Genomic DNA, 12,451 nt, shown 5'->3' with positions numbered 1-12,451 from the left:
CGGCGGACGGCGGCGGGCGCGGTCACGGGGCCGGACGCAGCGGCAGGTCCTCGTACTTCTCCGGCGGGTTGTGGAAGATGTCCTCGCCGACGAAGGGCTCGCCCGAGGGGTCGACCAGGACCATCTCGTCCCGCAGGACGGTTCCGTCCGGCTGGGTGAGGTCGATGATGAACCCCGTGCCGGACTGGCGGATGCGCTCGATCGAGGTGTAGCCGTACTTGGCCGTCAGGTTCTGACGCAGCGTGTCCAGCCCCGCCAGGTGCGTCCACACACCCACGCCGGCCAGCACGGCCGCGACCGCCAGCATCACGGCCCCCACCCGGCGCTGCAGCCGGGTGTTGTCCAGGACGTCCACCTCGGTGTTGCGTCCGTGCGCGTCAGCGTGCCGGCGGTGTCGGCGCTCACGCCAGATCCCGGCGGCCAGCAGGATGCCGCCGACGACGAGCGCGAGGGCGGCCGCCCAGTAGGCGAGCCAGGGGGTGAAGAGGTTGACGGGCTCGAAGGTCATGCCCCCAGTGTGACATCCCTCACGTCTGCGGGTTGCTCAGGGCAGGCCGGCGCCGCGTGCCGCGGTCCACAGGCGGTGCCACTGCGCGGAGTCCATCGCCTCGGCCGCGGCGGCCGCCTCGGCGCACGCGGCGACGCGTTCCGGGTCCTGGGTGCCGATCACGGGCCGCACGTCCCACGGCAGGCGCAGCAGCCAGGCGAGCACCACGGCCTCCCGGCTGCCGCCCAGCTCCGCTGCGACCTCGCCGACGGCGCCGGCCGCGCCGTCGTCGCCGGAGCTGAACCGACCCTGCCCCAGCGGACCCCAGGCCTGCAGCTCGATCCCCTCGGCCGCGCACACCGGGCCGAGGCGCCCAGCGTCGGCGTCCGCGGGGGCGTCCGGGTGGTTGGCGAGCACGACCGCCTCCATGAGGGTGCGATGGTGCAGGCCGAGCTCGACCTGGACGCACGCCAGCCCGGTCCCGTCCGCCGCCTGGCTCTCGAGCTCGCGCTGGAACTCGAGGACGCGGCCCACGCCGAGGTTGGAGACGCCCAGCTTGCCGACCAGGCCCGCCTCTCGCGCGTCGAGGAAGGCGCGCACGGTGTCGGCCACGGGCGTGAGGACGTCGGGCCGGTGGATGATCAGGGTGTCCACGCGCTGCTCGCCGAGGCGGGCCAGCGAGCCCTCCAGCGAGGCGCGCACGTGCTCGGGCGAGGAGTCGTAGCGGGTCAGGCGCCGCCCCGCCGGGTCCGTCTCGTGCAGGACGATCCCGCACTTGGTCTGCACCTTCAGGGCGGAGCGCTCCTCGTAGGGCAGCTCGTGCAGCAGCCGGCCGACGGTCTCCTCGGAGCGGCCGGCCCCGTAGATGTCCGCGGTGTCCAGCAGGTCGACGCCGGCCTCGATCCCGGCGCGCAGGGCGCGGCGGGCACGCTCCACGGCCGCCTCGGCCTGCGCTTCGCCCGCGGGCCCCTCCGGCCCCACCCCCGGATCGGCGTCCGGGGGCGGCGGGAGAACGGACCCCCAGGCCATGGTCCCGAGGACGATCGGGGTGGCCGGGGTCGGGTCGAGGTCGAGCGGCGGATGCGTGGGGGCTGTGCTCATGGCCTCACCGTCTCACGTCCGCCCGCCCCGGGTCCGGACCCGCCGCCCTGTGATGGGATGGGTCCATGAAGCTCGCCACGTTCCGCCAGCCCGACTCCGACGCCGCCTACCCCGGCGCCACGTTCGCCGCGGTCATCACCTCCGTGCACCCCGAGGACCCCGAGGTCGCCGTGCGCGCCGTCGCCCTGCCGGACTGTCGCGACGTCGGCGAGTACCTCACCGCCACGCCGGAGGAGCAGCGGGAGATGGTGGAGGGGGCCCTCCGCGCGGCGCAGGCCGACCGGTCCCTCCTGCTGGACACCTCCGGCCTCGTCTACGACACGCTCGTGCCCTTCCCCACCAAGGTGTTCTGCGTGGGCCTGAACTACACGAACCACATCGACGAGACGGGCCTGGAGCGCCCTGAGCATCCGACGCTGTTCGCGAAGTTCCCGCAGTCCCTCACGGGTGCGCTGGACCCGATCGAGGTGCCCGAGGAGGACCACCGGGTCGACTACGAGGGCGAGCTGTGCATCGTGGTCGGGGAGCCGGGCCGACGCATCGCCGTCGAGGACGCCCCGGAGCACATCGCGGGATACGCGGTGGCCAACGACATCTCCATGCGCGGCTTCCAGGGCCGCACCTCCGAGTGGCTGCAGGGCAAGGTGTGGGAGGCCTCGACGCCCGTGGGTCCGTGGCTGGTCACCCCGGACGAGTTCCCGGCGGATGCGCGCGTCCTCACGCACGTCAACGGCGAGCTGCGTCAGGAGGACCGGGTCGCCGACGTCGTCTTCTCCCCCGCCGAGCTGGTCTCCTACGCCTCGCAGCTGATCACCCTGAACCCGGGTGACCTGATCCTGACCGGCACGCCCGCGGGGGTTGCCCTGGCCCGCCGGGACGCCGAGGGCCGCCGCCCGTGGCTGCGTCCCGACGACGTCGTCGAGGTGGAGATCACCGGGCTGGGACGCCAGCGCAATGAGCTCGTCTGAGGCGGCGGCACCGGCGCATGCCCTGCCCCGCGTCGTCGGCATCCTCGGTGCGGGCCGGGCGGGCACCGCGCTGGCACGGGCGATCGCGCGCATCCCCCGCCTCTCCCCGGGCACGGCCGCCCCGCGGGTGATGGTCGCGGGCACGCGGCGCCCCGCGGCGGTCCAGCGCCACCTGACGATCTACGCGCCCGAGGCCGTCGCCGTGTCGGCCGAGGACCTGGCGGCGGAGGCGGAGCTCGTCGTCGTGGCCGTGCCGCGCGAGGCGCTCGACGACGTCGACCCGCTCGCCCTCGCCGGGCCGGCCACGCGCGCCGTGGTGGACCTGACGAACACCTGGGGGGACGAGCCGGTCCCGGCGTGGCTCGACGACGACGCCGCGCCGGGCACCACCCGGATCGCCGAGCGCTGGGCCGCCGCGGGGCTGCGCGTGCCCGTCGTGCGCGCGTTCTCGGAGATCTCGCATCACGACCTCGGAGATGCCGGGCGTGCCACGGCCCCGCGCCGCGCCCTCGCGGTGGGCACCGAGCCGGCCGATGCGACGGCCGACCCGGCCGCGGTCGCCGCCGCGCGCGACACGGTGATCGCCCTCGTCACCGCGATGGGCTTCGACGCGGTCCCCTACACGGGCCTCGACCGGGCCGGCGTCCTCGAGCCGGGGGCGGCGGGGTTCGGCACCGCGCACGACGCCGGCCGGCTCGCCGCGCTGCTCGCCGACGCGCCCACCGGCTGAGGCGACACCGGCCCTGCGGTGCCTACGCTGGGCGGGACCGCCGACCCGTCCAGGAGGCCCCCGGGACCCGTCCGACGCACCGCACCGCCCGCCGCACTCTCACCGCGGTCGCCCTGTCCGCCGCCGCCCTCACCGGGCCGGCGGCGGCCGCCACCGTCGTCGCCCTGCCGGTCACGGCGGGGGTGACGAGCGCCGTCGTGGCCGCCGCGCCGCAGGCCCACGCCGTGGCCTGGGACCGGGTGGAGCTCGTGGATGACGCGGGCGTGATCGACCCCGCCCAGCTGCGCCGTGACCTGGCGGGGATCGAGTTCCGGGAGCCGACCCGCGTCGCCGTGGTCACCGAGCGCGGCCCGGACCTGTCCGCGCTGGACGACGACCGCGCGTCTCAGGCGTTCAACGGGCGGGTGCTCGAGCGGGCTCGCGCCGAGCACCCGGACTGGCTCAGCGCGGACGGCCAGAAGTGGGCTGACGGCCTCGTGATCGTGGCCCTCGACCCGGACAACCGGTTGATCGGGGTGTACGTGGGCGAGGACCGGATGCTCAGCACGGACCAGCTGCGGGATGTGCGCGAGGCCGGCCACGAGGCAGCCCGTGCGGCCCGGTGGACGGACACGGTCGTGGAGGTGACGGACGCCGCCGCCGAGCTGATCGGGCGCCCCTGGTGGCAGGCTCCCGAGCTGTGGTTCGGCGCGGGGATCGTCGGTGTGGCGGGCGGCGGCGCCGCGGCCGCGGTGCTCGCGAGCCGACGGCGTCGCCGCCGCCGGACGGCCGACCTGCTGACCGAGGCCCGCACCCACCTGACCTCCGTGACCCTGGAGATGGACGCCACCGAGGTGAACGCGTCCACGGTGCCTGAGGACTCGCCCCACGCGGCCGCGCTGATGGAGCGCTTCCGCGGCTTCCGGCGCCAGGCGCTCGACGCGTCGGCGGAACTGGACCGCCTCGAGGCCCTGCCGGAGCGCAGCCTGCATCGCACGGAGCACGCCCGGGCCGCGGAGGACGTCCGGGACCGCGCCCGTGAGCTCGACCGCCTCGACGACGCCGTGGCCGCGGCGAACACCTTCCTCAACCGCCACCCGGGGTGGCCGTCGGCGTGGGACCAGCAGACCGCCCCGCTGCGGGCCGACCTGGACGCCGTCGGCACGCTGGCCTCCTCCGTCGGCTCCGCCGGACCCGTCCGGTCCGCCGTCGCCGCGCTGGAGTCCTTCCGCGCCGAGGCCCAGGGCCGGCTCGAGGCGCTGGGCGCGGACCTGCAGGACGAGCGCCTGACCCCGGCCGCAGCGCTGGACGAGCTGGATGCGCTGCGGCGTCGCCTGACCGGGCTGGTCTCCGCACTCGCCGACGCCGAGGTGGCGGCGTTCGGCAAGGACGAGGCCGAGCGTGAGCTGCTGCGCGACGAGCTGCGCACGCACCGTGGCCCGGCCCGGTCCGCGCGCGGCTCGATCCTGGACTCCGCGCTGCCCACGGATGCCTACTGGACGGTGGTGGCCTTCACCACGGGCCACCAGGCTGGCGAGCGGTCCGTCCAGGACCATCGCCAGGCGCAGTCCAGCTCCTCCGGGACCGGCTACGGATCCTCAGCCGGCTCGTTCTCCGGGGCGGGCTCGTCCGGCCGATTCTGAGCCGATCGGGGCCGGATCTGAGCCGGAAGCTCGCCCGGGACCGGCACCCGGCCCCTGGCCCATCGCCCCGTTCTGCGAGACATTGAAGGACCATGACCGCCGCTGACACCCCCGCACCCCGCCAGGACCCCCTCGCGTTCTTCCTCGACAAGGCCGTGCCCGAGGCATGGCACGCGGTCGGGCCGCTGGCCTCGGCCGCGCGCGGCGCCGCCGAGCAGGCCGGGCTGGACCGGCAGCTCGTGGAACTCGTGAACCTCCGGGTCTCCCAGCTCAACGGCTGCGTGTTCTGTCTGGACCGGCACACCCGCCAGGGCGCCGACGCCGGTCTGAGCGTGCAGCGCCTCGGGCTGCTGCCGGCGTGGCGTGAGGCCGGGGCGGTGTACTCAGAGCAGGAACGCGCCGCGCTCGAGCTCGCCGAGGCGGTCACGGACCTCCCCGAGCAGGAGCAGCTGAACTACGTGCAGGCCTCCACGGCCGCTGTGCTCACGGACGCCCAGTACGCGGCCGTGCAGTGGGTCGCGATCGTGATGAACCTGACGAACCGCATCTCGATCCTGTCCCATCACCCCGTGCGGCGCCGGGACGGCTGACCCCCTTCCCCGTCGCCGGCCCGGCGGCGGGGTCCACCCAGGAACGAGAGGACCGACCATGACCGAGCAGACCCCCAGCCTGGAGCACCCGCAGGTCCGCAAGAACGCGGAGAGGTACGAGATCGTCGTCGACGAGGCGGGCACGGTGGCCGGCTACACGGTGGCGATCGACTACGACACCGGCGACGGCCCGACCCAGCGGATCTTCCCGCACACCAAGGTCGACCACGGGTACGAGGGCCGGGGCCTGGCCTCCACCCTCGTGCGCGAAGCGCTGAAGGACACCGTGGCCGCGGGACGCCGGATCGTCCCCGTGTGCCCGTACGTGAAGGACTGGGTGAACGAACACGACGACGTGGCCGGCGAAGTGGACCCGGCGGGCCCCGAGCATCTGCAGTTCCTGGAGTCCCGCCAGGACTGACGCACCGCACCCGGTGAGCACCCGGAGACGAGAAGAGCCCCCGCCGATCCGGCGGGGGCTCTTTCTGGTCGGGGTGACAGGATTTGAACCTGCGGCCTCGTCGTCCCGAACGACGCGCGCTACCAAGCTGCGCCACACCCCGTTGGAGGTCTCAGACCTGAATCCAACAGAGAGCGACTATACCAGCCACACCGGGTGCCGCCAAACCGATATGCGGGGCAGAATCTCACGCGTGAGACCTCTGCGCACCCCGCGAATCCGAGAGAGGCCGGCATGAGCTGGTGGCCGTTCCCGCGTCCCTCCGCGAGCCCCTCCCCCGACGACGACGGCGCCCCGGCCGCCGCCGAGCTCGAGGAGGCCGTGGCCGCCCTGCGACAGCTGCTGCGCGCGGAGCGGCACCGACTGCGACCGGACAGCTGGGCCCTCGCGTGGGAGATGGTCGAGCAGGCCGCCGAGTACGCGCCAGCCTGGACTCGCCTGCAGCGCACACGGCCCGTGGAGACCCAGGAGCTCGTGCTCGCCCTCACCGGGCGCTTGGAGCCGCTGCTGTGCGACTTCCTCGCTCTCCCCGACTCGGAGAAGCCCACCCATGCCGACGCCGTGCACGCGCGCCTTCGGGAGCAGGGCACGGAGCACGGCCGGCTGCGCCGCCGACTCACCCGCGCGCTCACGGCACGACTGCGGGCCGGCGAGGAGCTCTGAGCGCCGCGGGTGAATGCACCCGGAACGCAGAAAGCCCCGTGCTCATCGCACAGGGCCGCCCGGTGAATCCTCCCGGGAATGCGGGAAGGGCCTCGCACCAACAGTGCGAGGCCCTCCCTCAAAAAATGTCCGGCGGCGACCTACTCTCCCACAACCTCCCGGTTGCAGTACCATCGGCGCTGTGGGCCTTAGCTTCCGGGTTCGGAATGGAACCGGGCGTTTCCCCCACGCTATGACCGCCGTAACCCTAACCCCACACCACCACCCTCAACACGGGCAACAGCAGGGAAACCTACGGGTCACACAACAGTGACACTATTCAACTGAAACACCCCAACCATCCACCAACACATGGACAGCCGGTTGCAATCAGACAACCGCACAGTGGACGCGAACACCAACCCATCACCTTGAAGCAAGCAATGGAATAAGAGTGTGTGTAAGTCATCGGCCTATTAGTACTGGTCAGCTTCACGAGTCTTCAGTCCTCGCTTCCACATCCAGCCTATCAACCCAGTGTTCTAGCTGGGGGCCTCACACCCTCAAAGGGGCAAGGAAATCTCATCTCGAAGCCGGCTTCCCGCTTAGATGCTTTCAGCGGTTATCCATCCCGAACGTAGCTAATCAGCCATGCACCTGGCGGTACAACTGACATACCAGAGGTTCGTCCGTCCCGGTCCTCTCGTACTAAGGACAGACCTTCTCAAATTTCCAACGCGCGCAGAGGATAGGGACCGAACTGTCTCACGACGTTCTGAACCCAGCTCGCGTACCGCTTTAATGGGCGAACAGCCCAACCCTTGGGACCTACTCCAGCCCCAGGATGCGACGAGCCGACATCGAGGTGCCAAACCATGCCGTCGATATGGACTCTTGGGCAAGATCAGCCTGTTATCCCCGAGGTACCTTTTATCCGTTGAGCGACGGCCGTTCCACAACGAGCCGCCGGATCACTAGTCCCGACTTTCGTCCCTGCTCGAGCTGCCACTCTCACAGTCAAGCTCCCTTGTGCACTTGCACTCGACACCTGATTGCCAACCAGGCTGAGGGAACCTTTGGGCGCCTCCGTTACATTTTAGGAGGCAACCGCCCCAGTTAAACTACCCATCAGGCACTGTCCCTGACCCGGATCACGGGCCGAAGTTAGATATCCAGAGTGACCAGAGTGGTATTTCAACGGCGACTCCACGAACACTGGCGTGCCCGCTTCACAGTCTCCCACCTATCCTACACAAGTCACACCGAATACCAATACCAAACTATAGTAAAGGTCACGGGGTCTTTCCGTCCTTCTGCGCGTAACGAGCATCTTTACTCGTAATGCAATTTCGCCGAGTTCATGGTTGAGACAGCGGGGAAGTCGTTACTCCATTCGTGCAGGTCGGAACTTACCCGACAAGGAATTTCGCTACCTTAGGATGGTTATAGTTACCACCGCCGTTTACTGGGGCTTAAGTTCTCCGCTTCGCCGAAGCTAACGGGTCCCCTTAACCTTCCAGCACCGGGCAGGAGTCAGTCCATATACATCGTCTTACGACTTCGCATGGACCTGTGTTTTTGATAAACAGTCGCTTCCCCCTGGTCTCTGCGGCCCCGATCCCCTCACACCAGCACGTGGTGCTCAAGGTTGGGGCCCCCCTTCTCCCGAAGTTACGGGGGCATTTTGCCGAGTTCCTTAACCATGATTCTCTCGATCGCCTTAGTATTCTCTACCTGACCACCTGTGTCGGTTTAGGGTACGGGCAGTTTGAACCTCGCGCCGATGCTTTTCTAGGCAGCATAGGATCACCGGATCACCCACCATGTGGGCGCCCATCAGGTCTCAGGCATACAGCCGGCGGATTTACCTACCGGCAGCCCTACACCCTTAGACCAGGTCATTTCCATTGCCCGGCCCGGCTACCTTCCTGCGTCACACCTGTTAATGCGCTTGCCTCCCCGGTTCAGGTCCCGCGCTCCCCATCACCGACCCCGTCAAAGACGGGGTTCGGGATGGTTCGGGCGGTTAGTATCACCGGCTCAACATGGACGGTTCTTCACTGGTACGGGAATATCAACCCGTTGTCCATCGACTACGCCTGTCGGCCTCGCCTTAGGTCCCGACTTACCCAGGGCAGATTAGCTTGACCCTGGAACCCTTAGTCATCCGGCGGACGGGTTTCTCACCCGTCTTTCGCTACTCATGCCTGCATTCTCACTCGTCCACAATCCACCAGAAGTTACCCGCTGGCTTCACCTCGTGAACGACGCTCCCCTACCCATCCAGCAAAACTGAATGCCACGGTTTCGGCGGTGTACTTGAGCCCCGCTACATTGTCGGCGCGGAATCACTTGACCAGTGAGCTATTACGCACTCTTTCAAGGGTGGCTGCTTCTAAGCCAACCTCCTGGTTGTCTCAGCAACTCCACATCCTTTCCCACTTAGCACACGCTTAGGGGCCTTAACCGGTGGTCTGGGCTGTTTCCCTCTCGACTATGAAGCTTATCCCCCACAGTCTCACTGCCACGCTCTCACTTCCCGGCATTCGGAGTTTGGCTGAAGTCAGTAACCTTGTAGGGCCCATCGTCCATCCAGTAGCTCTACCTCCGGGAAGAAACACGTGACGCTGCACCTAAATGCATTTCGGGGAGAACCAGCTATCACGGAGTTTGATTGGCCTTTCACCCCTACCCACAGCTCATCCCCTCCATTTTCAACTGAAGTGGGTTCGGTCCTCCACGCGCTCTTACACGCGCTTCAACCTGGCCATGGGTAGATCACTCCGCTTCGGGTCTAGGACACGCGACTCAATCGCCCTATTCAGACTCGCTTTCGCTACGGCTTCCCCACACGGGTTAACCTCGCCACGTATCACTAACTCGCAGGCTCATTCTTCAAAAGGCACGCTGTCACCCCACAAGAAGGCTCCAACGGTTTGTAGGCACATGGTTTCAGGTACTATTTCACTCCCCTCCCGGGGTACTTTTCACCATTCCCTCACGGTACTGATCCGCTATCGGTCAACAGGTAGTATTCAGGCTTACCAGGTGGTCCTGGCAGATTCACACGGGATTCCTCGGGCCCCGTGCTACTCGGGCAACCCTCCAACAGCGGCGGAACACATTTCGACTACGGGACTCTCACCCTCTACGGTCCAGCATCCACACTGGTTCGTCTATATGCCCGCACCTCACTGCGCCATGCCGGCAGACATGACAAGGAGGGGCCCACAACACCGCACATGCAACCCCTGCCGGGTATCACACACATACGGTTTAGCCCCATCCGCGTTCGCTCGCCACTACTAACGGAATCACTTTTGTTTTCTCTTCCTGTGGGTACTGAGATGTTTCACTTCCCCACGTTCCCTCCACCCGGTCTATGTGTTCAACCGGGGGTCACACGACACGTCGTGCGGGGTTTCCCCATTCGGAAATCCTGGTCTCAACGTCCGGTTATCGACTCCACCAGGCTTATCGCAGATTCCCACGTCCTTCTTCGGCTCCTGTTGCCAAGGCATCCACCATGCGCCCTTGGAAACTTTCACACACAATGAAAGTCCTCAAATGAGCAATATCTAACTAAGATGTCATTCTCGGCATCACCACACCTCACACACCACCCCAGGGGGAACAGTGCGATCAACGATGCAGCAACAAAAAAAATAAGATGCTCGCGTCCACTATGCAGTTCTCAAACAACAACCCACACCCCATCCACCAACCCACAAGGCCAGCTTCACAAGATACGGAGACCAGAAACAACAACCCCAACCCTCACAGATCAGGGTGCCTGCTGTTCCAGGACCCAACAGTGTGCCAACACCAGCTCGCAGCCACCAACACCACCCATTCCAACCACACCCGCAAAGGCATGACGTACTCGAGCACTGCCGGCACCACCACTGGCACCATTCATTGATGTTCCACCCATGAGCAACCCGCCATCACACACGCGGTGATGCAACGGGCACTAATGCTCCTTAGAAAGGAGGTGATCCAGCCGCACCTTCCGGTACGGCTACCTTGTTACGACTTAGTCCCAATCGCTGGTCCCACCTTCGACGGCTCCCCCCACAAGGGTTAGGCCACCGGCTTCGGGTGTTACCAACTTTCGTGACTTGACGGGCGGTGTGTACAAGGCCCGGGAACGTATTCACCGCAGCGTTGCTGATCTGCGATTACTAGCGACTCCGACTTCATGGGGTCGAGTTGCAGACCCCAATCCGAACTGAGACCGGCTTTTTGGGATTAGCTCCACCTCACAGTATCGCAACCCATTGTACCGGCCATTGTAGCATGCGTGAAGCCCAAGACATAAGGGGCATGATGATTTGACGTCGTCCTCACCTTCCTCCGAGTTGACCCCGGCAGTCTCCCATGAGTCCCCACCATTACGTGCTGGCAACATGGAACGAGGGTTGCGCTCGTTGCGGGACTTAACCCAACATCTCACGACACGAGCTGACGACAACCATGCACCACCTGTGAACCCGCCCCAAAGGGGAAACCGTATCTCTACGGCGATCGAGAACATGTCAAGCCTTGGTAAGGTTCTTCGCGTTGCATCGAATTAATCCGCATGCTCCGCCGCTTGTGCGGGCCCCCGTCAATTCCTTTGAGTTTTAGCCTTGCGGCCGTACTCCCCAGGCGGGGCACTTAATGCGTTAGCTGCGGCGCGGAAACCGTGGAATGGTCCCCACACCTAGTGCCCAACGTTTACGGCATGGACTACCAGGGTATCTAATCCTGTTCGCTCCCCATGCTTTCGCTCCTCAGCGTCAGTTACAGCCCAGAGACCTGCCTTCGCCATCGGTGTTCCTCCTGATATCTGCGCATTCCACCGCTACACCAGGAATTCCAGTCTCCCCTACTGCACTCTAGTCTGCCCGTACCCACCGCAGATCCGGGGTTAAGCCCCGGACTTTCACGACAGACGCGACAAACCGCCTACGAGCTCTTTACGCCCAATAATTCCGGATAACGCTCGCACCCTACGTATTACCGCGGCTGCTGGCACGTAGTTAGCCGGTGCTTCTTCTGCAGGTACCGTCACTTTCGCTTCTTCCCTACTGAAAGAGGTTTACAACCCGAAGGCCGTCATCCCTCACGCGGCGTCGCTGCATCAGGCTTGCGCCCATTGTGCAATATTCCCCACTGCTGCCTCCCGTAGGAGTCTGGGCCGTGTCTCAGTCCCAGTGTGGCCGGTCACCCTCTCAGGCCGGCTACCCGTCGTCGCCTTGGTGAGCCATTACCTCACCAACAAGCTGATAGGCCGCGAGTCCATCCAAAACCGATAAATCTTTCCAACACCCACCATGCGGTCGGCGCTCCTATCCGGTATTAGACCCAGTTTCCCAGGCTTATCCCAGAGTTAAGGGCAGGTTACTCACGTGTTACTCACCCGTTCGCCACTAATCCACCCAGCAAGCTGGGCTTCATCGTTCGACTTGCATGTGTTAAGCACGCCGCCAGCGTTCATCCTGAGCCAGGATCAAACTCTCCGTAAAAAAATTACAGAACAACACCGTGGCAGCCGGAAATAACCACCACGACATCCATTCAATACCTAGCAGACCATCACCACACCACGGGGGTGGCAGGCGATGATCAACCAATATGTGTTAAAACAATTGGCATCAACAAACTTGGCACACTATTGAGTTCTCAAACAACAGGCGCTTCCAGCTTCAGCGACCCGCTCCGCGGGCCGTTTCGCTCTGGAGCAACTTCTCCATCTTAGACCATCCGTTTCGACCGTGTCAACTCCGTTTCCGAAGCATTCACCGTCCGTTCACATGGCCGGGCTAGAAAACCTTACCACGCGATCCGACAATGTCAACTCCGCTTC

General features: G+C 66.0%; 8 protein-coding genes, 1 tRNA gene and 3 rRNA genes. 6 read left to right on the top strand and 6 right to left on the bottom strand.

Going from position 1 to position 12,451, the window contains the following annotated elements:
- Positions 1 to 22: 22 nt before the first annotated feature.
- Together B1A86_RS01695 and B1A86_RS01690 are read right to left on the bottom strand one after the other, a co-directional pair.
- Positions 23 to 508, bottom strand: coding sequence for a hypothetical protein (locus B1A86_RS01695; RefSeq protein WP_010079432.1), 486 nt, complete (start codon positions 506 to 508; stop codon positions 23 to 25).
- Between the two features lie 36 nt (positions 509 to 544).
- On the bottom strand, positions 545 to 1,588 hold the full coding sequence (locus B1A86_RS01690) for an aldo/keto reductase (protein WP_078025826.1): 1,044 nt from the start codon (positions 1,586 to 1,588) through the stop codon (positions 545 to 547).
- 65 nt (positions 1,589 to 1,653) lie between these two features.
- Between B1A86_RS01690 and B1A86_RS01685 the strand changes: the two genes are divergently transcribed.
- The 5 genes from B1A86_RS01685 to B1A86_RS01665 all read left to right on the top strand — a co-directional run bounded on the left by B1A86_RS01685 (position 1,654) and on the right by B1A86_RS01665 (position 5,919).
- Positions 1,654 to 2,556: a fumarylacetoacetate hydrolase family protein gene (locus B1A86_RS01685; protein WP_002855103.1), complete on the top strand. Its 903-nt coding sequence runs from the start codon at positions 1,654 to 1,656 to the stop codon at positions 2,554 to 2,556.
- On the top strand, positions 2,543 to 3,286 hold the full coding sequence (locus B1A86_RS01680; RefSeq protein WP_002855101.1) for an NADPH-dependent F420 reductase: 744 nt from the start codon (positions 2,543 to 2,545) through the stop codon (positions 3,284 to 3,286). Before B1A86_RS01685 ends, B1A86_RS01680 begins: the two co-directional genes overlap by 14 nt.
- A gap of 197 nt (positions 3,287 to 3,483) precedes the next feature.
- Positions 3,484 to 4,908: a DUF5129 domain-containing protein gene (locus tag B1A86_RS01675; protein ID WP_168196724.1), complete on the top strand. Its 1,425-nt coding sequence runs from the start codon at positions 3,484 to 3,486 to the stop codon at positions 4,906 to 4,908.
- 92 nt (positions 4,909 to 5,000) lie between these two features.
- The gene (locus B1A86_RS01670; RefSeq protein ID WP_002858301.1) at positions 5,001 to 5,498 is read left to right on the top strand and encodes a carboxymuconolactone decarboxylase family protein; all 498 of its coding nucleotides are present in this window, start codon (positions 5,001 to 5,003) and stop codon (positions 5,496 to 5,498) included.
- A gap of 58 nt (positions 5,499 to 5,556) precedes the next feature.
- Complete coding sequence (locus B1A86_RS01665) at positions 5,557 to 5,919, top strand: GNAT family N-acetyltransferase (protein WP_049159635.1); 363 nt, start codon at positions 5,557 to 5,559, stop codon at positions 5,917 to 5,919.
- A gap of 65 nt (positions 5,920 to 5,984) precedes the next feature.
- On the opposite strand, the gene B1A86_RS01660 is transcribed toward B1A86_RS01665, so the two are convergent.
- Positions 5,985 to 6,061 (bottom strand) — tRNA-Pro (locus B1A86_RS01660).
- Positions 6,062 to 6,192: 131 nt separating this feature from the next.
- On the opposite strand from B1A86_RS01660, the gene B1A86_RS01655 reads away from it, so the two are divergent.
- Positions 6,193 to 6,621, top strand: coding sequence for a hypothetical protein (locus B1A86_RS01655; protein WP_078025827.1), 429 nt, complete (start codon positions 6,193 to 6,195; stop codon positions 6,619 to 6,621).
- Between the two features lie 127 nt (positions 6,622 to 6,748).
- On the opposite strand, the gene rrf is transcribed toward B1A86_RS01655, so the two are convergent.
- The 3 genes from rrf to B1A86_RS01640 form a co-directional block, all read right to left on the bottom strand.
- Positions 6,749 to 6,865, bottom strand: a 5S ribosomal RNA gene (gene rrf / locus B1A86_RS01650).
- A 191-nt stretch (positions 6,866 to 7,056) separates the two neighbouring features.
- Positions 7,057 to 10,148 (bottom strand): 23S ribosomal RNA (locus B1A86_RS01645).
- A 439-nt stretch (positions 10,149 to 10,587) separates the two neighbouring features.
- Positions 10,588 to 12,110: ribosomal RNA gene (locus tag B1A86_RS01640) — 16S ribosomal RNA — on the bottom strand.
- Together the 16S, 23S and 5S rRNA genes form the textbook arrangement of a ribosomal RNA operon.
- Positions 12,111 to 12,451 lie beyond the last annotated feature (341 nt).

The sequence above is a fragment of the Micrococcus sp. KBS0714 genome (assembly GCF_002008305.4).
Classification (GTDB): Bacteria; Actinomycetota; Actinomycetes; order Actinomycetales; family Micrococcaceae; genus Micrococcus; species Micrococcus luteus.
Note: the sequence above shows the minus strand (reverse complement) of the source record. Positions and strands in the feature narration are given on the sequence as shown.

Excerpts from the sequence above, each read along its gene's own strand:
- B1A86_RS01695 (WP_010079432.1), bottom strand. The coding sequence starts at position 508 with ATGACCTTCGAGCCCGTCAACCTCTTCACCCCCTGGCTCGCCTACTGG.
- B1A86_RS01690 (WP_078025826.1), bottom strand. The coding sequence starts at position 1,588 with ATGAGCACAGCCCCCACGCATCCGCCGCTCGACCTCGACCCGACCCCG.
- B1A86_RS01685 (WP_002855103.1), top strand. The coding sequence starts at position 1,654 with ATGAAGCTCGCCACGTTCCGCCAGCCCGACTCCGACGCCGCCTACCCC.
- B1A86_RS01680 (WP_002855101.1), top strand. The coding sequence starts at position 2,543 with ATGAGCTCGTCTGAGGCGGCGGCACCGGCGCATGCCCTGCCCCGCGTC.
- B1A86_RS01670 (WP_002858301.1), top strand. The coding sequence starts at position 5,001 with ATGACCGCCGCTGACACCCCCGCACCCCGCCAGGACCCCCTCGCGTTC.
- B1A86_RS01665 (WP_049159635.1), top strand. The coding sequence starts at position 5,557 with ATGACCGAGCAGACCCCCAGCCTGGAGCACCCGCAGGTCCGCAAGAAC.
- B1A86_RS01655 (WP_078025827.1), top strand. The coding sequence starts at position 6,193 with ATGAGCTGGTGGCCGTTCCCGCGTCCCTCCGCGAGCCCCTCCCCCGAC.